The organism is Mesorhizobium sp. CA8, from assembly GCF_020164955.1.
Lineage (GTDB): Bacteria > Pseudomonadota > Alphaproteobacteria > Rhizobiales > Rhizobiaceae > Mesorhizobium.
In genome coordinates this window covers 90,965-113,019 of the sequence record NZ_JAIUHG010000018.1, presented here as the reverse complement: position 1 = coordinate 113,019, position 22,055 = coordinate 90,965, and the positions used below count along the sequence as shown (strand labels likewise).

Annotated in this window: 16 protein-coding genes; 7 read left to right on the top strand and 9 right to left on the bottom strand. The window is 64.2% G+C overall.

Features of this window, described 5'->3' with window-relative positions; translation table 11 throughout:
- Positions 1 to 16: 16 nt before the first annotated feature.
- The 7 genes from LB553_RS19785 to LB553_RS19755 form a co-directional block, all read right to left on the bottom strand.
- On the bottom strand, positions 17 to 1,786 hold the full coding sequence (locus LB553_RS19785) for an acyl-CoA dehydrogenase family protein (protein ID WP_224515997.1): 1,770 nt from the start codon (positions 1,784 to 1,786) through the stop codon (positions 17 to 19).
- A 423-nt stretch (positions 1,787 to 2,209) separates the two neighbouring features.
- A complete protein-coding gene (locus LB553_RS19780) occupies positions 2,210 to 3,817 on the bottom strand; it encodes an FGGY-family carbohydrate kinase (RefSeq protein ID WP_224515996.1) in 1,608 nt (535 codons plus the stop codon).
- Positions 3,818 to 3,969: 152 nt separating this feature from the next.
- Complete coding sequence (locus LB553_RS19775; RefSeq protein WP_224515995.1) at positions 3,970 to 4,698, bottom strand: SDR family oxidoreductase; 729 nt, start codon at positions 4,696 to 4,698, stop codon at positions 3,970 to 3,972.
- 24 nt (positions 4,699 to 4,722) lie between these two features.
- Positions 4,723 to 5,976 (bottom strand): sugar ABC transporter permease, encoded by a 1,254-nt coding sequence (locus LB553_RS19770; protein WP_224515994.1) that lies wholly within the window; start codon positions 5,974 to 5,976, stop codon positions 4,723 to 4,725.
- Positions 5,973 to 6,809 (bottom strand): ATP-binding cassette domain-containing protein, encoded by an 837-nt coding sequence (locus LB553_RS19765; protein ID WP_224515993.1) that lies wholly within the window; start codon positions 6,807 to 6,809, stop codon positions 5,973 to 5,975. Before LB553_RS19765 ends, LB553_RS19770 begins: the two co-directional genes overlap by 4 nt.
- Positions 6,810 to 6,876: 67 nt before the next feature.
- Positions 6,877 to 7,959, bottom strand: coding sequence for a sugar ABC transporter substrate-binding protein (locus LB553_RS19760; protein WP_224515992.1), 1,083 nt, complete (start codon positions 7,957 to 7,959; stop codon positions 6,877 to 6,879).
- A gap of 298 nt (positions 7,960 to 8,257) precedes the next feature.
- The gene (locus LB553_RS19755; RefSeq protein ID WP_224515991.1) at positions 8,258 to 9,142 is read right to left on the bottom strand and encodes an AraC family transcriptional regulator; all 885 of its coding nucleotides are present in this window, start codon (positions 9,140 to 9,142) and stop codon (positions 8,258 to 8,260) included.
- Positions 9,143 to 9,394: 252 nt separating this feature from the next.
- Here LB553_RS19755 and LB553_RS19750 point away from each other — a divergent pair, with 252 nt between their 5' ends.
- The gene (locus LB553_RS19750) at positions 9,395 to 10,558 is read left to right on the top strand and encodes a glycoside hydrolase family 25 protein (RefSeq protein ID WP_412033360.1); all 1,164 of its coding nucleotides are present in this window, start codon (positions 9,395 to 9,397) and stop codon (positions 10,556 to 10,558) included.
- 42 nt (positions 10,559 to 10,600) lie between these two features.
- On the opposite strand, the gene LB553_RS19745 is transcribed toward LB553_RS19750, so the two are convergent.
- Complete coding sequence (locus LB553_RS19745) at positions 10,601 to 11,443, bottom strand: AraC family ligand binding domain-containing protein (RefSeq protein WP_412033361.1); 843 nt, start codon at positions 11,441 to 11,443, stop codon at positions 10,601 to 10,603.
- Between the two features lie 246 nt (positions 11,444 to 11,689).
- Here LB553_RS19745 and LB553_RS19740 point away from each other — a divergent pair, with 246 nt between their 5' ends.
- From LB553_RS19740 to LB553_RS19715, 6 genes are all read left to right on the top strand, one after another.
- Entirely contained in the window at positions 11,690 to 13,156 is a 1,467-nt protein-coding gene (locus tag LB553_RS19740; RefSeq protein WP_224515989.1) for an alpha-glucosidase/alpha-galactosidase, read from the top strand.
- Between the two features lie 104 nt (positions 13,157 to 13,260).
- Complete coding sequence (locus LB553_RS19735) at positions 13,261 to 15,342, top strand: ABC transporter substrate-binding protein (protein ID WP_224515988.1); 2,082 nt, start codon at positions 13,261 to 13,263, stop codon at positions 15,340 to 15,342.
- A gap of 110 nt (positions 15,343 to 15,452) precedes the next feature.
- Entirely contained in the window at positions 15,453 to 16,460 is a 1,008-nt protein-coding gene (locus tag LB553_RS19730) for an ABC transporter permease (protein ID WP_224515987.1), read from the top strand.
- Positions 16,461 to 17,615, top strand: coding sequence for an ABC transporter permease (locus LB553_RS19725; protein ID WP_224515986.1), 1,155 nt, complete (start codon positions 16,461 to 16,463; stop codon positions 17,613 to 17,615). It begins immediately after the preceding gene.
- 9 nt (positions 17,616 to 17,624) lie between these two features.
- A complete protein-coding gene (locus LB553_RS19720) occupies positions 17,625 to 19,295 on the top strand; it encodes an ABC transporter ATP-binding protein (RefSeq protein WP_224515985.1) in 1,671 nt (556 codons plus the stop codon).
- 20 nt (positions 19,296 to 19,315) lie between these two features.
- On the top strand, positions 19,316 to 20,683 hold the full coding sequence (locus LB553_RS19715) for an alpha-glucosidase/alpha-galactosidase (protein WP_224515984.1): 1,368 nt from the start codon (positions 19,316 to 19,318) through the stop codon (positions 20,681 to 20,683).
- Here the strand turns inward: LB553_RS19715 and purD are convergent, their stop codons facing one another.
- Positions 20,684 to 21,964, bottom strand: a complete 1,281-nt coding sequence (gene purD, locus LB553_RS19710; RefSeq protein WP_224515983.1) for a phosphoribosylamine--glycine ligase — start codon at positions 21,962 to 21,964, stop codon at positions 20,684 to 20,686.
- Positions 21,965 to 22,055: the final 91 nt, after the last annotated feature.

Sequence of the window (22,055 nt, the reverse complement as noted above, 5' to 3'; positions counted from 1 at the left end):
TTTTTCCTTGTGAACGTCAAGCGGGAATCAGTTCCTTGCCGGCAACGGCAAGGCTCTCGGCGCCGCCCACGACACGATCCTTGAGCGCGCGCGTCTCGCCGAGCAGGTTTTCGGCGAAGAAGCGGCAAAGGGCGATGCGGCCATGATCGGCCAGCCCGCCTTGCGCCAGATAAGCGCCGCCGGCAGCGAGCGAGATCAGGCGCAGATAGGGCGTCGCGCCGGCCATGGCGGCATCGGCCTTACCATCGGCCGTGAGCTTCTGCAGAAAGCCCGTCGCCTCGTGGAGATCGGCCAGTGCATGGTCGAGATTGTCGGCGGTGCGGCCGAAACCGTCGATGTTGGAGGTGCGCACCGCATCGGCCACCGCTTTCAATTCGCCGATATAAGAATGCACATGCTCGCCACCGCCGAGCGGCAGCTTTCGCGCGACAAGGTCGATCGCCTGGATGCCGTTGGTGCCTTCATAGATCGGCGCGATGCGCGCATCGCGATAAAGCGCGGCTGCACCCGTCTCCTCGATGAAGCCCATACCGCCATGCACCTGGAGCCCCAACGAGGCGACTTCGACGCCGATCTCGGTGGAAAAGGCTTTTGCGAGCGGCGTCAGCAGGCTGGCGCGGTCATGCCATTTGGCGGCGGCCTCGCCCTCGCCGACACGCGCGCGGTCGAGCGCATGCGCACAGGAATAGCTGATCGAGCGCGCGATCTGGGTCAGCGCCTTCATGGTCAAGAGATTGCGCTGCACGTCCGGGTGATGGACGATCGGCGCCATGCCGGGGCCCGAATAGGCCGAGGCCTTGCCCTGGCGGCGCTCATTGGCATAGGCGATCGCCTTCTGTGTGGCGGTCTCGGCCACGGCCACGCCCTGCATGCCGACGGCAAGGCGGGCGTTGTTCATCATGGTGAACATGCAGGCCAGCCCCTTGTTCTCCTCGCCGATCAGCCAGCCGATGGCGCCGGGTGTAGAACCTTGAAAACCGTCGCCATAGATCATGGTGCAGGTTGGTGAGGCATGGATGCCGAGCTTGTGCTCGAGGCCGGAACAGAAGACGTCGTTGCGGGCGCCGAGCGAACCGTCGTCGTTGACAAAAAACTTCGGCACCAAAAACAGCGAGATGCCGCGCGTCCCGGCCGGCGCGTCGGGAAGCCTGGCCAAGACCAGATGCACGATGTTGTCGGTGAAATCGTGCTCGCCATAGGTGATGAAGATTTTTTGGCCAAAGATGCGATAGGTGCCGTCGCCGACGGGCTCGGCGCGGCTGCGCAAGGCCGCTAGGTCCGAGCCTGCCTGCGGCTCGGTCAGGTTCATTGTGCCCATCCACTCGCCGGAGACGAGTTTTGCGAGGTATTTGGCCTTGAGTTCCTCCGAGGCGTGTTTGTCGAGCGCCTCGACAGCGCCCATGGTGAGCGTCGGGCCGATGCCGAAGGCCATGGCGGCGGAGTTCCACATTTCGAGCGCGGCGACGCCGAGCATGATCGGCAGGCCCTGCCCGCCGAATTCTTCCGGACCCGACAGCGCGTTCCAGCCGCCTTCGATCCAGCGCCGGTAGAGCTCCTTCCAGCCGGGCGGCGTGGTGACGGCGGCGTCCTTCAGCACAGCACCATGCTCGTCGCCGATCTTGTAGAGGGGAGCGACCTCCTCGCTGGCGAAGCGGCCCGCCTCGGCCAGGATCGCGTCGACAAGATCCTCGCCGAGATCGCCGAAAATGCCGGCGTCAAGCGCCGGCTTCAGCCCCGCCACCTGCTTCAGCGTGAAGGCGATGTCCTCGACCGGCGCGCGATACATGTCTGCTCCTCCTCCGTTCCAGCCAATCCTAGTGCATGGCCGAAGCGAAACCACGCGTCGATTTCGCACCTTCTTTTTACGTAAACGTCAAACTTTGTCACGCGGATTTTGCGTAGACGTCGTCATCCACGGGCGGAGCGGACGCGCAGACCCGGGGATCATTCCGTGGCTTTTGCCGTGGAGTGCAGCGGAGCAGAATTCTAGACCGTAGAAGGGCCTCAACGTAACGCAACGGACTCTATGGTCTGCGCGCGTCGCTTCGCTCCTTGCTCCGCCATAGAATGACGAAATCGCGAAGGCCAAGGCCTATCTCAAAGCTGCAATTACCACTCAGAATCTACGACGAATTACATCCGGCTGGTAGTTCCAGGAAAGTGGGGCGCGGTTTTCCGTCCGGAATTGCGCAAGGATAAAGCGACTCTCTCAACGTATGCTGCGTCCCACCGCCTGCAGCGCCAGGAAGGCTTCGTAACGCTTGTCGTGCCAAGCGCGCATGTCACTCGACGCAGGTGTAAAGACATCGCCAAGCCGGGACATGGCAGGCATGGCGCTCGAAATGTCCGCATACCGGCCGGCTGCCACCGCTCCGAGCATCGCAGCACCCAGCAGCACCGGTTCGGGCGACTGCGACGCGGCGACCGCCAAGCCGGCGGCGTCGGCAAGCAGCTGGCGCACCAGCGGCGACTGCCCGGCGCCGCCGCTGATGACGATGGTATCGACGGCAAGACCGGATGACGCCATCGCCGCCACGATCTGACGCACGCCATAGCCGAGGCCGCAAAGCCCGGCCACGTAGAGGCCGACGAGATTTTCGACGGAACGGTCGGTGCCGATCCCGGCGATCAGGCCGCGCGCATCCGGATCGGCCAAGGGCGAGCGATTGCCGAGGAATTCGGGAACGACATGGATGCTTCCCGCGAGCGTGGCAGCGGCCGACAGCTCGGGCGAACCCGCCGTGACGGCCGCGGCCAGCCAATCGACCAGCGATTTGCCTTCCATAGCGGCGCGCGCGGAGGCCTCGGCTTGGGCCGGGTGGAAATGCACCAGCAGATCAATGGCCGCGCCGGCCGCCGACTGGCCGCCCTCGCTCAGCCAGAGCCCGGGCACCATGGCGGAATAATAGGGGCCCCAGACTCCTGGAACGAAAGCAGGACCTTCGCTGCTTGCCATGGTGCAGGCAGAGGTGCCGAGCACATAGGCCATGCGCGACGAGATGGTGCCGGCTTCGCCTGCAGCCCCCACGGTGCCGACGCCGCCGGCATGGGCGTCGATCAGCCCGGCAGCGACAACCGTGCCCGCGTCCAGTCCCAATTCAGCGGCGGCCGCTTCCGTCAGGCCGGCACCCAGCGCCGTGCCGGGATCGACAACGTCCGTGCCGACGCGGGCAAAACCCTCGTCGGCAAGCTCGCCGAGCCCCACGGCATGGAAATAGCTTTCGTCCCAGCGCCGCTCGTGGCCGAGATAGGTCCATTTGCAGGCGAGCGTGCAGACCGAGCGGGCAAGGCTGCCCGTGGCGCGCCAGGTGAGATAATCGGCGAGGTCGAAGAAATGCCTCGCTTTGGCGAAGGTCCCCGGCAGGTTCTCCTTCAGCCACAAAAGCTTCGGCGTCTCCATCTCGGGCGAAATGACGCCGCCGACATAGTCGAGGACCGGATGCCGAAGGGCGTTGATGCGCCTGGTCTGGTCGAGGGCGCGGTGGTCCATCCAGACGATGATGTTCCTGTCGCTATCTCCCGAGCGACCGACCGGCAAAGGCCCGCCGTCGTCGCCGACCACCACCAGCGAACAGGTCGCGTCGAAGCCGATGCCACCGATTTCCCGGGGATCGACGCCCGCCTTCCCGACCGCCTCGCGCACGCTGGCGCACACCGCCTCCCAGATGTCCCGGCTGGACTGCTCGGCGATCTCGCCGGGCTCGACGAAGAGCGCGATGTCGCGCTTGGTGGAAGCGAGCAGCTGGCCGCGCTCGTCAAAGACGCCGGCGCGCGCGCTGCCGGTGCCGACATCGATGCCGAGGAAGTGGGAAGGCATGGGGGGACCTCAAGGTAGGCAGTAGGCAGTAGGCAGTAGGCAGTAGGCAGTAGGCAGTAGGCAGTAGGCAGTAGGCAGTAGGAGATGGTCCGTGTTGGATGGCCGGAGGCAACCGCCTCTTTCCCTATTCCCTACTGCCTAACTCCTACTGCCTACAAATCATTGCTCTGCGGCAGGATCACCAGATCCCGAATGGTGACGTTTCTCGGCCGCGTCAGCATGAACAGTACGGCGTCCGCGACCTCGGTGGGCTGCATCAGTCCGCCGGCCGCCAGCTCGTCCTCGAGCTTCTGCTTCGGCCAATCGCTGATCAGCGCCGTCACCACCGGTCCGGGCGCCACTGCGCCGACGCGCAGGCCGTGCTTGGCCACCTGCCGGCGCAGCGTATGGACGAAGGCCTGTATGGCGTGCTTGGAGGCCGTGTAGACCGGCTCCCAGACGACAGGGACGAGGCCGGCAATCGAACTTGTGACGATGATGTCGCCGGTCTTGCGTTCGACCATGTGCGGCAGCACCGCGTGCACCGAGCGGAACACCGAGTTGATGTTGAGGTTCAGCATGCGGTCCCAGGCATCCGGATCGCCGTTGAGGATCTCGCCGCCCACATAGGAGCCGGCATTGGCGTGAAAGATGTCGAGCTGGCCGGCCTTGTCGAGGATGCCCGGCATCATGGTCGCCACGCTTGCCGGGTTGGTGAGATCGACCACCAGCGGGATCGCGCCGTCGCCGAGCTCGGCGACCACCTCCTTCAGCCTGTCCTCCGCGCGGTCGACCAGCACGACGCGGGCGCCGGCGGCAAGCATCGCCCTGGCGCATTCGAGACCGATGCCCGATGCCGCGCCGGTGACCGCGGCGACTTTTCCCGAAAGATTGTGAGCCATGTGTACCCTTCTCATTTGAACTGTTCAGGCGCGGCCGTGCGAGGCACGGGAGCGACGCGCGAGGGAGTCGACGATCACGGCGATGGCCAGAACGGCACCGGTGATCATGTAACGAAGCGACGAGGACAGATCGAGCAACGTCAGGCCGCTGGCGATCGACTGGATGACGATGATGCCGAGCAGCGCGGAATAGGCGCTGCCGCGGCCGCCAAACAAGCTGGTGCCGCCAATGACCGCGGCCGCGATGGCGTTCAGGTTGACGTCGCCGGTACCGGCCTGCTGGCTCGCGGAAGCGAGCCGTGCGGCCGCCAGCACGCCGCCCAGCGCGGCGAAGAGCGAGCAGAGCGCGAAGGCGCTGAGATAGATGGCCCGCACCTTGATGCCGGCGCGCCGCGCCGCCTCGCGGTTGCCGCCGACGGCGGTCATCGAGCGCCCCCACTTGGTCCGGGTCAGCGCGTAGTTCATCGCCACGACGAGGCCGACGAACAGGCCGAACATCCACGGAATGCCGCGCGACTGATTGAGGTAGGCGACGATCAGCTCGAGGCCGATGGTTATGATGGCGACTCGCACGATGAGCCCGGTCACGGACGGCGCGGACAGGTTGGCCGCGCGGCGGCGCGCGAAGGTGCGAAGTCCGCTGGCCAGCATCGCCAAGCCAGGGATCGCCGCCAGCGTGTGCGAGACCCATTTCGGCATCACCATCAGTTGGCCGAAATCCACCAGCGCCGAGCCATAGGGCAGGTTGATCGAGCCGGTGGAACCGAGGATGTAGAGCTGCATGCCCAGCACCGCGAGCAGGCCGGCAAGCGTCGAAACGAAGCTCGGCATGCCCAGACGGTTGAACAAAAGGGCATAGAGCGAGCCGATCAGGGCACCGAAGGCGAGCGCCGCGAGGATGGCGAGCGCGACCGGCCAGCCCTGGTTGACCCAGAGCGTGCCGACCAGCGCCGAGGCGAAGCCGCTGATCGAGCCGACGGAAAGATCGATCTCGCCGACCATCAGCACGCAGACGATGCCGAGCGCGATGACGCCGACGGTCGAGCAGTCGAACAGGAGATTGACCAGATTGCTGCTGGAAACGAACACCGGATTGAGGCTGGTGAACACGGTCCAGATGACGACGAGGCCGACGATGACCGGCAGCGAGCCGAGGTCGCCGCTGCGCACGCGGTCGAGGAAGGCGCGGACGGCTCCGCCTATACCCGCCTCATGCTTCACCCGCGCGTCGGCGCGGTCGAGCGCCAGCGGGGCGGAGGTGCTTTTCTCTGCCGTCATGGGCGCTGCTCCCCCGCCTGTGCGCTGCCGCTATGATCGCGCTCGATGCGCAGACGCTCGGCACGGCGCGACACCGCGTTGTTGGACGCGCCGGTGATGGCGCTCACCAGGTCCTGGTTCGAGGCGTCGGGCTCGAAGACGCCGTTGTTGCGCCCCAGCCGCAGCACGACGATGCGGTCGGCGACGGCGCGGACATCCTCCATGTTGTGGCTGATCATCACGACGCCAAGACCGCGCGAGCGGACGCGATCGATAAGATTGAGCACCTCCGCCGTCTGGGCGACGCCGAGGGCCGCGGTCGGCTCATCGAGCAGGATGAGTTTCGGCTCGAGCAGCAGCGAGCGCGCGATCGCGACCGTCTGGCGCTGGCCGCCGGACAGCGAGGCGACCGCCTCGCGCACGCTCGGGATGCGTGCCGACAATTCGTTGAGCAGCGTCCAGGCGCGCATCTCCATCGCTACCTCGTCCAGCCGCAGCGGGCTGAGCTCGTTGCCGAGGAAAATGTTGGCGACGACGTCGAGATTCTCGCAGAGCGCGAGATCCTGGAAGACCGTGGCGATACCGAGCGTCAGCGCCGCGCGCGGGTCGGGCAGCGTGACCGGCTTGCCGCGGAAATTGATGGTTCCCGAGCTCGGCTGGTGCACGCCGGCGAGGATCTTGACCAGCGTCGACTTGCCGGCGCCGTTGTCGCCGACCAGCGCGACGACTTCGCCGGCATGGACATCGAAATCGATATCGGTCAGCGCCGAAACGGCGCCGAAATTCTTCGATATCCCGCGCAGGCTGAGCACCAGCTCGCCGACGGAAGCCGACTCTTCAAGACTGTCACTCATGCGCCGCCTTTCTTGACAATCGTTCCCTGGACATCCGGCCGCCGAGTGGCGGCCGGATGTCATATGATCACTTCGTGATGCCGAGCTTCTTGCAGCCCTCGGCATAGCGGTCGACGCAGAGCTCGGCGGCCGTGTTGATCTTCTTGTCGATGATCTCGGCCTTGAGGTTCTCCTGCGTCACCACCGCCGGCGTGAAGAGCTGCGAGGGCGTGTCGTAAAGCGTCATCTCGGCCTTCGGCTTCTCGCCCGACAAGAGCTTGACGGCCACGTTGGCCGCGGCGGCCGCAACGATTTCGCTCGGCTTGGAGATGGTGTTGTACTGGTCGCCGGCAATGATTAGCTGCAGCGCCGCGATCGTCGCGTCGTTGCCGGTCACCGGCGGAACAGGGTCGACGCCAGCCGCCTTGAAGGCGGCAATCGCGCCGCCGCCGGTGCCGTCATTGGCGGCCACCACGCCGAGGATCTTGGCGCCGAAGCGGGTGATCTGGCCGCTCGCCCATTGCTGTGCCTTCGGCGGCGCCCATTCCGGCGTGTCGAACTCGGCCAGGATCGGATAGCCGCTGTTGTCGAGACCCTCGTGAATGCCCTTCTTGATCAGGCCGGCGGCCGCATCGGTCGGCGAGCCGTTGATCTGCAGCAGACCGCCGCCGGCCGGGTCGACCTTCAGAGCCTTGAGGTGCTCGACCAGGGAGTCGGCGATGGCCTTGCCGATGCCTTCATTGTTGAAGGACACGTAGAAATCGGCGGGCGCCGTCGGGATGGGCCGGTCATAGGCGATCACCTTGACGCCCTGGCTCTGCGCGAGCTTCACCAGCGAGGCGGCGGCGGTCGAATCGACCGGGTCGAGCACGATGGCCTTGGCACCCTGCGAGATCACCGAATTGAACTGCTGCTGCTGGCGCGCCGCATCGGCGTCAGCGTTCTGGTAGATCACTTTGCAGCCCGGGCAGAGCTTCTTCATCTCGGCGACGAAGCCGGGATAGTCGTGCTGCTCGTAGCGGGTCGACGCCTGGTCGGGCATCAGGAAGGCAACCGTGGCGTCGGTTACGGTGTCGGCGAAGGCCGCGGTGCTGCCGAGCAGCGAGACCGCGAAAACGGCCGCGATTGTCGACTTCAAGGCAGACGGCGATTTCCAAGCATGTCTGGTCATTCGAATGTCTCCGTTTCGAGAAATGGTTTCACGAGGACCTGCGCGGTGAACCACGCGCCAGGCCTTGACTGCATCACGAACTGTTGGGAGGAATGTTATCAGCGGCCCAGGATCGATCGATCCCGATTAACCACGCAGACATCCTCCTGAACGTGCTGGATTTCGGGCAAACGAACCCCAGCACAGGGTGCCCTGCACCCCGCGTCTTTCCTTCCCTGAATATTTCTTTGTCGATGCAATTCCGGGCGAAAAATCTTTCTGACCGGAACCGCTTCAGGCTCCTCCCGCTTCCTCCCTGTTAGGCGGCAATCTCCGCGTTGACGTTCTCAGCCAGCAAGGCCCTGAAGCGCGAAGGCGACATGCCTTTCTGCGCCAGGAACTGGCGATTGAAATTCGAGATGTTGTTGTAGCCGGCGGCATAGCAGATTTCGGTGATCGACATCTGCGCCTCGCTCATCAAGAGCTGGCAGGCAAGGTTGATGCGCAGCCGGTTGACATACTGCACCAGCGCCATTCCGGTATGGCGGCGGAAGCTGCGCGAGAAGGCGCTCGGGCTGCGCCCGGCGATCTCGGCCAGAGTGCCTTCGCTGAACGGCTCGGTCAGGTGGCAGTTGATGTAGGCGAGCGCCTGGTTGATGCCGGCCGACATGAAGCCCGAGGGGTCGGGCAGATAGCCGGCGCTGGCCAGCGTGCGGACGTCGCCGGCGCGGTTCAATATATCGAGCACGGCCATGAACAGCGACAGGCGGCGCACACCCTGCGCCTCGGTCAGTTCCGCCAGTACGGGCGCCACGAGCTCAGCCGTCGCCGGCGAGAACAGCGCGCCGCGGCGGCTGGTTTCGAGGATGCCGGCGCAGGCGGCAAGTTCGGGCAAGGCGGCGGCGGCGCCGGCGATGAATTCTTCCGAGAACTGCACGACGCGGCCGCGCAGCGGCACGGTCTCACCCGGCGGCACGTCGCTGACCCAGTTGTGCGGCAGATTGGGCCCGGTGAGCACCAGATTGCCCGGCTCGAACTCGCCGATGAAGTCGCCGACGAAATAGCGGCCGGTGGTGGCGACGACCAGATGCAGCTCGTACTCGGGATGGAAGTGCCAGCGGACAGTACGGAAAGGGTAGCCGTGGGCCCAGGCCTTGAACGACTCTCCCTGTCTGATCTGGACGACTTCCAGGTCCGGATTCATCTTCATTTCCTCCCCGCGCGGGTCCGGTCTTGTGACCGGTTGCTGCGCTTCGTCAGGCAGGCCCGTGTATTTCCACTGGCCGCCGTGATTGAAAGCTTAGGCGGCAATTGAAACGCCTGCCACCACGGCTTGTCCACCCCACTGATACTTTTTTGACGTTTGGAGGAGATCGACGCAGCCGATGTCCTGAAAGCAATTCCTTAACCATAGCGGTTCAGGATCGTTTCCTGGTCAGTGGGGAAGACACCCTGATTGAAAAAGCCAGCGCGCCCTCTTCGCCGCCTGGCGCTTCTCGCGGCGGCGGTTGCGCTGGGCACGGCGGCAAAGGCCTCGGATTTCTCCGAGCCGTGGAAGAATGCCGACCGCCCGCTGGTGATCGACGCCTACGAATACAATTCGATCGACTGGCAGCAGCTCGTCACCGACAAGCGCATCGCCGGCTTCATCAATAAGGCATCCGACGGATTGCCGCCGCCCTATTTCTGCTTCGGCGCCGAAGCCGACGTCAAACTCTGCAAGGCGCAATGGAAGCGCTATGCGGTGACGCGCGAATTGTTCCAGACGCGCAAGGTGGTGGCCAAGGCGCTTGGCTTGAAATGGGGCGCCTATCACCTGGCACGGCCCGGCAATCCGGTCGAGCAGGCCAATAATTTCATCGATTTCGCCGAGCCGGCGCCGGACGAGCTGATGGCCCTCGACATCGAAGGCATCGATCCAACGCAATGGATGTCGCTGGAAGACGCCGAGGAATTCGTGCGCCAGGTGCATCGCCGCCTCGGCCGCTTCCCGGTGCTCTATGTCAACGGCAAGACCGCCCAGTATATCGCCGACAACCGCTACCAGTATCGCCTCCTGTCGCGGCTGCCGCTTTGGTATGCGCGCTACAAGCCCGACATCGACGTGCATTTTCCGATGGGCAACTGGCAGGGCTATGCGCTCTGGCAATTCTCGGCGCACACCAATTGCGGACGTTTCCGTTGTCCATATCGTGTACCCGGCACGCGCAACGACATCGACGTCAGCGTCGCGCCGATGAGCGCCGACGAGCTGCGCCGGCAATGGTCTTTTGGCGGCCTGCTCGACGTCCCGGCCGACTACCTCGCCTCGATCCCGGTGCCGGTTTCGCGTCAGGCCGCGTTGGCCGGCAAGGTCACCATCACCTATGCCGACGTGGCGACGCCGCCGACCGTCGAGGAAATGGTCGCGGTGCTCGGCGCGCGCTGGGAGAAATTCCGCGACGGGTTCCGCATGCCGGTGGTGAAGACGGTGCCGCGGCGTGCCAGCTTCGGCATTGTGCAATATGTCGCCTGGAAACGCTCCGGACAGCGCACGCCCGAGCAGATCGACGCGGCTTTTGCCGCCGCGGCCGATCCGGTCAGCACCGCCTCGACGGCGCTCGACAGCGCCAGGCGCTGACTTCTTCCAGGAGCCGACTTCTTCCAGGAGCCCAGAGGGACATCAGCGATGGCTGCCGAGGCTCGCATACATGCCGGTGGTGCGAAACTGTGTCGGGTTGATGCCGTAGCAGCGGCGAAAGACCTTCGAAAAATAGTTCGCATCCTCGAAGCCGCACAGCACCGCGACCTCCTTCACCGGCAGGAAATCCGCCTTGGTGAGCAGCTTCGCCGCGCGCTGCAGGCGCTGCTGCAGGACGAATTCGGCCGGCGGCAGCCCTTCGCTCTCTGCGAAGCAGCGTGAGAAATGGGCGCGGCTAAGGCCGCTGATTTCGACCAGCTCCGCCACCGGCAGCGGCTTGTCGAGATTGCCGTTGATGTGGTCGATGACAGGCTGCATGGCGCTCTGCTTCTCGGCGAAGGCATGCGAGCCGAAGACATCGTCATAGAGCGCCATCGCCGCTTCATAGGCGATCGCGGAGGCCGCGCCTGGCGAAGCGGCGCCCTTGATCAGCCGCAGGCTGCAATCGGCAAGGTGGTCGATGGTCGCCGGCTGCAGCCGGAGCACCGGGCCCGAGACGCTGAGGATGGACTTGTGGACGCGAAGCGCCTCCTCACCGTTCATCGAGATCCAGAAATATTCCCAGCGGTCGCCCTTGGCCAACCAGTAGCGATGGTTGTGCGGCACCAGAACCAGCAGCGTATCGTTCGCCTGCAGACGATAGTTGCGGCTCTCGTAGCGCAACTGACCGGTGCCGCTGATCGTATGCTGGAGAACCGTGAACGGGGTCTGGCCGCGCTTTCGCCCGTCCCAGTCGTAGGTCTCGTCCTCGCGCACTTCGTAGCCGGTGCTGGTCGGCATGGCGTGCAGGCGCTGGCGGCCGCGCGGCAGCGAGATCGTCCGCATCAGCTTTCCGTTGGCGATCAGGTCATGCAGCACAAAATTACCCTCGAAAGCATAATCCTTCTCTGGTCGCGCCGGCGAATAAGCGCATAATCCGGCTTCTCAGAACGCGAAAGACCCGCGGTCGAGGAGCGGGCGGGAGGAGAAAAGCCGGATTTCCGGGTTTAAATGGCATGCGCGCTGTTGCGTGCGGCCATGTTCTCCTCCGTGGCTCCTTGCCTAGCATTCGATTGGATCGAGGTGAAGGTGATGAGTTTCAAAATCGCTATTATCGGCGCCGGCAGCGTCGGCTTCACCAAGAAGCTGTTCACCGACATCCTGTGCGTGCCGGAATTCAAGGACGTCGAATTCGCGCTGACCGACATCAGCGAGCACAATCTCGGGATGATCAAGGCGATCCTCGACAGGATCGTGGAAGCGAACAAGCTGCCGACCAAGGTGACGGCAACGACCGAACGCCGCAAGGCGCTGGAGGGCGCGCGCTACATCATCAGCTGCGTGCGCGTCGGCGGGCTGGAAGCCTATGCGGACGACATCCGCATCCCGCTCAAATATGGCATCGACCAGTGCGTCGGCGACACGATCTGCGCCGGCGGCATCCTCTACGGCCAACGCAACATTCCGGTGATCCTCGATTTCTGCCGGGACATCCGCGAGGTCGCCGCGACCGGCGCCAAGTTCCTGAACTACGCCAACCCTATGGCCATGAACACCTGGGCCGCGATCGAGTATGGCAAGGTGGACACGGTAGGCCTCTGCCATGGCGTGCAGCACGGCGCCGAGCAGATCGCCGAAGTGCTGGGCGCAAAGTCGCCCGAGGAGCTCGACTATGTCTGCTCCGGCATCAATCACCAGACCTGGTTCGTCGAGCTCAGGCTGAACGGCCGGCCGATCGGCAAGGACGAGCTGGTCGCCGCCTTCGAGGCCCACCCCGTCTATTCGAAGCAGGAGAAGCTGCGCATCGACGTGCTGAAGCGCTTCGGCGTTTATTCGACCGAAAGCAACGGGCATCTCTCCGAATATCTGCCCTGGTATCGCAAGCGCCCTGACGAGATCACGCGCTGGATCGACATGTCGGACTGGATCCATGGCGAGACGGGCGGTTATCTGCGCTACTCGACCGAGACCCGCAACTGGTTCGAGACGGAATATCCGCAGTTCCTCGAAGCGGCTTCCAAGCCGATCGACCCGGCAAAACGCTCCAACGAGCATGCCAGCCACATTCTCGAAGCGCTGGAGACGAACCGCGTCTATCGCGGCCACTTCAACGTCAAGAACAACGGCGTGATCACCAACCTGCCGCAGGACGCTATCATAGAGTCACCCGGTTTCGTCGACCGCTTCGGCATCAACATGGCGGCCGGCATCACGCTGCCGGAGGCCTGCGCGGCCACCTGCATGGCCTCGATCAATGTGCAGCGCATGTCGGTGCATGCCGCGATCGCCGGCGACATCGACCTGTTGAAGCTCGCCGTCCTGCATGACCCGCTGGTCGGCGCGGTGTCGACGCCGGAAGAGGTCTGGCAGATGGTGGACGAGATGGTCGTCGCCCAGGCGGCCTGGCTGCCGCAATATGCCGATGCCGTTCCGGCGGCAAAGGAGCGGCTTTCGAAAGCCAAGGTCAAGACCCGCGAATGGGCGGGCGCGGCCAGGCGCAACGTGCGCTCGATCGAGGAATTGCGCGCCGAAAAGGCGGCACTCAAACAGGCCGGCTGAGATCCGGGCAGGCAGGCAGACATGCAGGAGGCACGTCCGCCGGATCAGCCGTCCAGAAACAAGAGGCGGGCAGCAGCGGGCGTCCAAACAACTGGGAGGAGACTATGAGGACCTTACGCACAATTGGCTTTGCCGCCGGACTGGCGGTGAGCGCCGCCATTCCGGCACACGCTTTTGCATCCGAGCCGACGATCCCGCCGGAACCGGCGACGTTTCCGGCCGAGGGCAAGATCCACTACGTGGCGCGCGACTCCATCCTGGAGTTCAAGGCGCTGCCCGAATATCACGAGCCGGGCTGGGTGACCGAGAAATACGTCAAGGCCGGCAAGCTGCCGCCGGTCAAGGAGAGGCTACCCAAGGAGCCCATGGTCTTCAAGGCGGGCAACATGCCGGACGGCATTGGCGTCTATGGCGACACGATGCGCCACGTCATCGGCGGAAGGCCGGAAGGCTGGAACTATGGCGCCGGCCAGACTCAAGGCTGGGGCGGCATCGACATCGGCCTGTCCGAATGCCTGACTCGCACGGCGCCGCTGTTCCAGGTCGAAGCCAAGGACATCGAGCCGCTGCCCAACCTCGCCAAGAGCTGGGAATGGTCGAAGGACGGCCACAAGCTCACCATGCATCTGATCGAAGGCGCCAAATGGTCGGACGGCGCACCCTTCAACGCCGACGACGTCATGTTCTACTGGGAGGACGAAGTGCTCGATCCCAACGTCTCGCCGCTCAACGGCGCGACGCAGGAAACCTTCGGCGTCGGCACCACGCTTAAGAAGATCGACGACTACACCGTGGAATGGACGTTCAAGGCGGCGTTCCCGAAGCAATATCTCTTTGCGATGGCCTACGGCACTTTCTGCCCCGGCCCGTCGCATATCCTCAAGCCGCAGCATCCGAAATATTCGAAGAACACCTACGACCAGTTCAAGAATGCCTTCCCGCCGGAATTCATGAACATGCCGGTGATGGGCGCCTGGGTGCCTGTAGCATACCGGCCGGACGACATCATCGTCCTGCGCCGCAATCCCTACTATTGGAAGGTCGACGAGAAGGGCAACCAACTGCCCTATCTCAACGAGCTGCAATACAAGCTCTCGACCTGGGCCGATCGCGACGTCCAGGCGGTGGCGGGCTCGGGCGACTTCTCCAACCTGGAGCAGCCGGAGAACTTCGTCGCCTCGCTGAAGCGTGCCGCCGAGAAGAACGCGCCGGCACGGCTTGCCTTCGGTCCGCGCCTCATCGGCTATAATCTGCGCATGAATTTTTCCGCCAATGGCTGGGGCAATCCGGACGAGCGCGGCCAGGCGCTGCGTGAGCTCAACCGCAACGAGGATTTCCGCAAGGCGGTCACCATGGCGCTCGACCGCAAGGCGCTGGGCGACTCGCTGGTCAAGGGCCCGTTCACCGCCATCTATCCGGGCGGCTTCTCCTCGGGCACCAGCTTCTATGACCGCAAATCGACCGTCTACTATCCCTTCGATCTCAAGGGCGCCAAGGCTGAACTTGCCAAGGCCGGTCTCAAGGACACGGATGGCGACGGTTTCGTGAACTTCCCGGCCGGGACGGCCGGCGGCAAGAATGTCGAGATCGTGATGCTGGTCAACAACGACTACACGACCGACAAGAGCCTGGCCGAAGGCGTCGTCGCTCAAATGGAAAAGCTTGGGCTGAGGGTGGTCATCAACGGCGTCAACGGCACGCAGCGCGATGCAACCCAATATTCCGGCCGCTTCGACTGGCTGATCCGGCGCAATGAGACCGAACTGACTTCCGTGGTGCAGAACACCGAGCAGCTCGCTCCCGTCGGTCCAAAGACCAGCTGGAACCATCGCGCGCCGGAAAGCGGCGAGGTCGACCTGATGCCGTTCGAGAAGGACCTTGTCGACATCGTCAACAAGTTCGTCGCGACGCAGGACAATGACGAGCGCGCCGACCTGATGCGAAAGTTCCAGAAGATATCGACGGAAAACGTCTACAATGTCGGCCTGACGGAATACCCCGGAGCGCTGATCGTCAACAAGCGCTTCTCCAACATCCCGCAGGGCACGCCGATCTACATGTTCAACTGGGCCGAGGATTCGATCATCCGCGAGCGCGTCTTCGTCGCCGCCGACAAGCAGGCGAAATATGAGCTCTTCCCCGAGGAGCTTCCCGGCAAGCCCGGAGACAAGGGCCCGATGAACTAGTTAACCTCCCCTGACGAAGAGAACTCCGGTCGCGCCGCTGGCGCGGCCGGACAAAACCAAATCTGGGGGCGCCCCAGGAGCGACCGGGAAGAAGGAAAGTGGACCATCCGATGTTGCGATTCCTGCTTATGCGCATAGCGTCGGCGCTTCCCGTGCTCGCAATCTTGAGCCTCGTCACCTTCGCCATCATCCAGGCGCCGCCTGGCGACTATGCCGACTACATCAAATCGCAGCTGATCAACCAGGGCGGCGCCTCCTACGCCGAAGCGGATGCGCAAGCCCAGGCTTACCGGGTCGAACACGGCCTCGATAAGCCGCTGCCCGTCCAGTATCTCAACTGGATCGGCGGCATCGTCACGCGCGGCGATTTCGGCTACAGCCTCTATTACAACAAGCCGGTGGCCGATGTGGTGGGCGAGCGCTTGCCGCGCACCTTGCTTCTGGCGCTGGTCTGCCATCTGCTCGCCTCGGTGCTCGGCATCACCTTCGGTATATGGGCGGCGACCAGGCAGTATAGCTGGATCGACTCGACACTTTCCGCGATCTCGTTCCTCGGCATGACGGTGCCGCGCTTCCTGATGGCGTTGATCATCGTCTATCTGCTGGTCTTCCAGTTCAACGTCTCGGAGATCGGCTCGTTCTTCTCACCGCAATATGGCGGCGCGCCGTGGTCGTGGGCGAAGGTCGTCGACCTGGTCAAGCACGTCTGGCCAGTCGTGGCGATCGCGACCTTCGGCGGGCTCGCCTACAATATGCGCGTGATGCGCGGCAATCTGCTCGACACGCTCAACGCGCAATATGTCGAGACGGCCAAGGCCAAAGGCCTGACCGGCGGCGCCGTGGTGATGCGGCACGCCGTGCCCAACGCGCTGCATCCTTTGGTGATGTATCAGGGCGTAGTGCTGCCCTACATGCTGACCGGCGAGATCGAGACGGCGATCATCTTCGCGCTGCCCACCGTCGGGCCGGCGATCGTCGGCTCGATGGCGGTGGGCGACGTCTATGTCACGGCGACCTTCATGATGGTGCTGTCGGCGACGCTGATCGTCGGCAACATAATTGCCGACATGCTGCTGGTGCTGCTCGATCCCCGCATCCGCCAGTTCGGGGAGCGCTAGATGCTGGCGCGCGACCCCTCCCCGACGCCCCCATCCCTTACGCCTTTGCCGGCGGCAGGCGTGACCTTTGCTGAGCCGGCGCACGGCAATGAGAGCTATATCGCCCTTGTCTGGCGTCGCCTGAAGCGTTCCTGGACAGGAATGGCCGGGCTGTGCCTGGTTGTGCTCCTGCTTGTCATGGCGGTGTTCGCGGATTTCCTGGCGCCCTCCGATCCGAAGGCGACCGATGTGGCCTTCGCGCCGCCGCAACTGCCCGTCTTCCACGACAAGGACGGCAATTTCGTCGCGCGGCCGAGAATCTATGCCTTGGCCGATTCGACCGACCTCGATCCGGTCACCTTCCAGCCGATCGTCGGGCCTGACTACGACCATCCGCGGCTGCTCGGCTTCTTCGTCGAGGGTGCGCCCTACAAGCTCTTTGGGCTCATCCCGGCGAACCGGCACCTCTTCGGCTCGATGGATGGTCAGCCGGTGCATTTCCTCGGCACCGACAAGTTCGGCCGCGACGTGCTGTCGCGCGCCATCCACGGCTCGCGCGTGTCGCTGATGATCGCGCTGACGGTGGTCTTCATCATCACCGTGATCGGCACCACCGTCGGCATGGTCTCCGGCTATTTCGGCGGCAAGTTCGATGTCTGGATGCAGCGCTTCGTCGAGCTGGTGCTCGCCTTCCCGCAACTGCCGCTCTATCTCGCGCTGACGACGCTGATCCCCGTGACAGCACCGACGAATGTCTTCCTCGCCTTCGTCATCATCGTGATGTCGGCGCTGGGCTGGGCGCAGATGTCGCGCGAGGTGCGCGGCAAGACGCTGGCGCTGGCGCGGATCGACTATGTGCGCGCCGCGATGGCGGTGGGCGCCACAGACCGGCGCATCATCATGCAGCACATCTTCCCCAATGTGATGAGCCACGTGATCGTCGCGGTGACGCTGGCGATCCCGACCGTGGTGCTGCTCGAATCCTTCCTCGGCTTTCTCGGTTTCGCGGTGAAGCCGCCGCTGATCTCATGGGGCCTGATGCTGCAGGACACGGCGACCTATTCGGTCATTGGCACCTATCCCTGGATCCTGTCGCCGGTCGGCTTCGTGCTGATCACCGTCTTTGCCTTCAACGCGCTGGGCGATGGCCTGCGCGATGCCGTCGATCCCTATTGAGGTGGCCGGATGACGACGATCGCGCTCGCAGACAATTTCGCGCCAGCCGTCCGGCTCGACCATGACGCGCGCCATGAGCAGCCCATCATCGACGCGCGCAATATCGAGGTCGCCTTCAAGGTCGAGCACGGCACCGTCGAGGCGGTGAAGGACGTCTCGTTCCAGCTTTATCGCGGCGAGACGATCGCGATCGTCGGCGAGTCCGGCTCAGGCAAGTCGGTGACGGCGCGCACCGTCATGGGGCTTTTATCGCGGCGGGCGACGGTTTCGCCCCGGTCGAGCATCGATTATTGCGGGCAAAACATCCTGAAATTTGCCGAGAGCGCCCGGCGCAAGCTGCGCGGCAACCGCATCTCGATGATCTTCCAGGAGCCGATGAGCTCGCTGAACCCGATCTATACGGTCGGCAGCCAGATCGTCGAGGCGATCAGGGTGCATCGCAAAGTCGGCCGCAGACAAGCCTGGGCGCGAGCGCTCGAGCTTTTGCGGCATGTTCAGATCCCCGAACCGGAGGCAAGGCTCAAGCAGTATCCGCATCAGCTCTCGGGCGGCCAGCGGCAGCGCGTCATGATCGCGATGGCCTTGGCCAACGAACCGGACGTGCTGATCGCCGACGAGCCGACCACCGCGCTCGACGTCACCGTGCAGGCCCAGATCCTGAACCTGATCCGCAACCTGCAGAAAGAGCTGCGGATGGCGGTGATCCTGATCACGCACGACCTCACCGTGGTGCGCAAGTTCTCCGACTACGTCTATGTCATGCAGCATGGCGAGATGCGCGAGCATAACGTCACCGAGCGACTGTTTGCCAATCCCCAACATCCCTACACGCAGCGGCTGCTCGCTTCCGAGCCACACGGACGGCCGAAGGTGCTGCCCGACAAGTCCCGCACGATCCTCGAGGCGAATGGCGTGCGCGTCTGTTTCATGCTGCGCCACGGCTCTTTCATGAAGCCGGACTGGCGCGAGCTGGTCGCCGTCGACGATCTCGACCTGAAACTTTGCCGCCACGAGACGCTGGGGCTCGTCGGCGAATCCGGCTCCGGCAAGACCACTTTCGGGCAAGCCCTGCTTCGGCTGCTCGACGCCAAGCGCGGCGAGATCCGTTTCGACGACCAGCCGATAGAGGGTCTCACGCGGGCCGAGATGCGGCCGCTGCGCTCGCGCATGCAGATCGTGTTCCAGGATCCGTTCTCCTCGCTCAATCCGCGCATGACGATCGGCCAGATCATCGAGGAAGGGCTGGTCGTCAACAGGTTGGGTGCGACGCGGCGCGAGCGGAACGAACGGGTGCGCGAGGCGCTGGTGAGCGCCGGCATGCCCGGCAACATCCTGTCGCGCTTCCCGCATGAATTCTCCGGCGGCCAGCGGCAGCGCATCGCGATCGCGCGGGCGATTGCGCTGGAGCCCGAATTCATCCTGCTCGACGAGCCGACTTCGGCGCTCGACCTTTCCGTGCAGGCGCAGATCATCGACCTGTTGCGAAAGCTGCAAGACGAGCGCGGCTTGAGCTATCTCTTCATCTCGCACGACCTCAAGGTGGTGCGGGCGCTGTGCCACCGCGTCATCGTCATGCAGCACGGCAAGATCGTCGAACAGGGACCCGTCGACGAGGTCCTTTCCAATCCCAAGACCGCCTACACGGAACGGCTCGTCAGGGCCGCTTTCGACGTGGCCTAGAAGTGCCGGAGGTTTTTACAGTGGCAAGAAATCCCAGGATCGCGTTCATCGGCGCCGGCTCAACGGTATTCATGAAGAACATCGTCGGCGACGTGCTGCAGCGGCCGGCCCTGTCGGGCGCGACGATCGCATTGATGGACATCAACCCGCAGCGGCTGGAAGAGAGCGCCGTCGTCGTCAACAAGCTGATAGCGACGCTGGGCGTCAAGGCGAAGGCCGAGACCTATTCCGACCAGCGAAAGGCGCTTTCCGGCGCCGACTTCGTTGTCGTCGCTTTCCAGATCGGCGGCTACGAGCCCTGCACCGTCACCGATTTCGAGGTGCCGAAGAAATACGGCCTGCGCCAGACCATCGCAGACACACTCGGCGTCGGTGGCATCATGCGGGGCCTGAGGACCGTGCCGCATCTGTGGAAGATCTGCGAGGACATGCTCGCCGTCTGCCCCGAGGCGATCATGCTGCAATATGTCAACCCGATGGCGATCAACACCTGGGCGATCGCCGAGAAATATCCGACGATCAAGCAGGTCGGGCTCTGCCACTCGGTGCAGGGCACGGCGATGGAACTGGCGCACGATCTCGACCTTCCCTATGAGGAGATCCGCTATCGCTCGGCCGGCATCAACCACATGGCGTTTTATCTCAAGTTCGAGCATCGCCAGCCGGACGGCTCCTACCGCGACCTCTATCCCGACCTCGTGCGCGCCTATCGCGAGAGCCGCGCGCCAAAACCCGGCTGGAACCCGCGCTGCCCGAACAAGGTGCGCTACGAGATGCTGACCCGGCTCGGCTATTTCGTCACCGAGAGCTCCGAGCATTTCGCCGAGTACACGCCCTATTTCATCAAGGAGGGGCGCGGCGACCTGATGGAGAAATACGGCATTCCGCTCGACGAATATCCGAAACGCTGCATCGAGCAGATCGAGCGCTGGAAGGGCGAGGCGGAAGCCTACCGCTCGGCCGACCGGATCGAGGTCGAGCAGTCCAGGGAATATGCCTCCTCGATCATGAATTCGGTGTGGACCGGCGAGCCGTCGGTGATCTACGGCAATGTGCGCAACAATGGCTGCATCACCTCGCTGCCTTTCGACTGCGCGGCGGAAGTGCCGTGCCTGGTCGATGCCTCCGGCATCCAGCCGACCTACATCGGCGATCTGCCGCCGCAGCTCACGGCGCTGATCCGCACCAACATCAATGTGCAGGAGCTGACGGTGCGGGCGCTGATGAGCGAGAACCGCGAGCACATCTACCATGCGGCGATGATGGACCCGCACACGGCGGCCGAGCTCGACCTCGACCAGATCTGGTCCTTGGTCGACGACCTGCTTGCCGCGCATGGCGACTGGCTGCCGGCTTGGGCGCGGACAGGCAAAAGCAAGGCCGCCTGATCAGCTTCCAGCTTTTTCGCGCTCGACGGCACGCCAGCCGATGTCGTGGCGGTAAAAGCCCTGCGGCCAGTCTATATGCTCGATCGCCGCGTAGGCCTTGGCCTGCGCCTCGCCGACGGTCTTGCCGAGCGCGGTGACGTTGAGCACGCGGCCGCCATTGGCGACCAGCGCGCCGCCATTGATGGCGGTGCCGGCATGGAAGACCTGGACGCCCTCGCCTTCCGCCTTGTCGAGACCACGGATGACCGAGCCCTTTTCCGGCGTGCCGGGATAGCCCCGCGCCGCCATCACCACCGTCAACGCCGTCTCGTCGCTCCAGCGGATAGACATATGCGCGAGCTGGCCGTCGACGGCGGCGTTGAGCAGGACGAGCAGGTCGTCCTTCAGCCGCATCATCAGCACCTGGCATTCGGGATCGCCGAAACGGGTGTTGTATTCGATCAGCTTGGGGCCCTGGTCGGTAATCATCAGGCCGGCAAAGAGGATGCCGGCGAAAGGTGCGCCGAGATTGGCCATGCCGCGCATGGTCGGCTCGATGATTTCGCGCATGGTGCGCTCGGTCATTTCCGGCGTCATCACCGGCGCCGGCGAATAGGCGCCCATGCCGCCGGTGTTCGGCCCGGTGTCGCCGTCGCCGACGCGCTTGTGGTCCTGCGCGGTGCCGAAGGGGAGCGCGGTGGCGCCGTCGCACAGGCAGAAGAAGCTTGCCTCCTCGCCGGTCAGATATTCCTCGACCACGACCTCGGTGCCGGCCGCGCCGAAGGCACCGTCGAAACAGGCTTCCAGCGCGGCGTTCGCCTCATCGAGCGTCATGGCGATGGTAACGCCCTTGCCGGCGGCGAGCCCGTCGGCCTTGATGACGATCGGCGCCCCGGTCTTCACGACATAGGCTTTCGCCGAGGCCAGGTCGCTGAAGCGGCCATAGGCGGCGGTCGGGATGTTGAATTTGGCGCAAAGGTCCTTGGTGAAGCCCTTCGAGCCTTCGAGCCTCGCCGCGGCCTTTGACGGACCGAAGACGCGGATGCCCCAGGCGCGCAGATCATCGGCGATGCCGGCGACCAGCGGGCCTTCCGGACCGACCACGACCAGATCGATCTTCTTTTCCTGGCAGAAGGCGGCCACAGTGGAATGGTCGGCGACGTCGAGCTTCACCAGTTCGGCGATGCGGCCGATTCCCGGATTGCCGGGCGAGGCGTAGAGCTTCGTCAGCAGCGGCGAGGCGGACATCTTCCAGGCGAGCGCATGTTCGCGGCCACCCGAACCGAGAAGAAGAACGTTCATGGCCACCTCTTGCTGATCGTCTCCCTGAACCCGCTATTGGTCCGCGGGCGACGGGTCAAGGCGTCTCGGCATTTTGGCGGCAATTGCGCAC

What these genes read in the sequence shown, in the direction of transcription:
- LB553_RS19785 (WP_224515997.1), bottom strand. Translation starts at nt 1,786, where the DNA reads ATGTATCGCGCGCCGGTCGAGGACATCGCCTTCACGCTGAAGCAGGTG.
- LB553_RS19780 (WP_224515996.1), bottom strand. Translation starts at nt 3,817, where the DNA reads ATGCCTTCCCACTTCCTCGGCATCGATGTCGGCACCGGCAGCGCGCGC.
- LB553_RS19775 (WP_224515995.1), bottom strand. Translation starts at nt 4,698, where the DNA reads ATGGCTCACAATCTTTCGGGAAAAGTCGCCGCGGTCACCGGCGCGGCA.
- LB553_RS19770 (WP_224515994.1), bottom strand. Translation starts at nt 5,976, where the DNA reads ATGACGGCAGAGAAAAGCACCTCCGCCCCGCTGGCGCTCGACCGCGCC.
- LB553_RS19765 (WP_224515993.1), bottom strand. Translation starts at nt 6,809, where the DNA reads ATGAGTGACAGTCTTGAAGAGTCGGCTTCCGTCGGCGAGCTGGTGCTC.
- LB553_RS19760 (WP_224515992.1), bottom strand. Translation starts at nt 7,959, where the DNA reads ATGACCAGACATGCTTGGAAATCGCCGTCTGCCTTGAAGTCGACAATC.
- LB553_RS19755 (WP_224515991.1), bottom strand. Translation starts at nt 9,142, where the DNA reads ATGAATCCGGACCTGGAAGTCGTCCAGATCAGACAGGGAGAGTCGTTC.
- LB553_RS19745 (WP_412033361.1), bottom strand. Translation starts at nt 11,443, where the DNA reads ATGCGGACGATCTCGCTGCCGCGCGGCCGCCAGCGCCTGCACGCCATG.
- LB553_RS19740 (WP_224515989.1), top strand. Translation starts at nt 11,690, where the DNA reads ATGAGTTTCAAAATCGCTATTATCGGCGCCGGCAGCGTCGGCTTCACC.
- LB553_RS19735 (WP_224515988.1), top strand. Translation starts at nt 13,261, where the DNA reads ATGAGGACCTTACGCACAATTGGCTTTGCCGCCGGACTGGCGGTGAGC.
- LB553_RS19730 (WP_224515987.1), top strand. Translation starts at nt 15,453, where the DNA reads ATGTTGCGATTCCTGCTTATGCGCATAGCGTCGGCGCTTCCCGTGCTC.
- LB553_RS19725 (WP_224515986.1), top strand. Translation starts at nt 16,461, where the DNA reads ATGCTGGCGCGCGACCCCTCCCCGACGCCCCCATCCCTTACGCCTTTG.
- LB553_RS19720 (WP_224515985.1), top strand. Translation starts at nt 17,625, where the DNA reads ATGACGACGATCGCGCTCGCAGACAATTTCGCGCCAGCCGTCCGGCTC.
- purD (WP_224515983.1), bottom strand. Translation starts at nt 21,964, where the DNA reads ATGAACGTTCTTCTTCTCGGTTCGGGTGGCCGCGAACATGCGCTCGCC.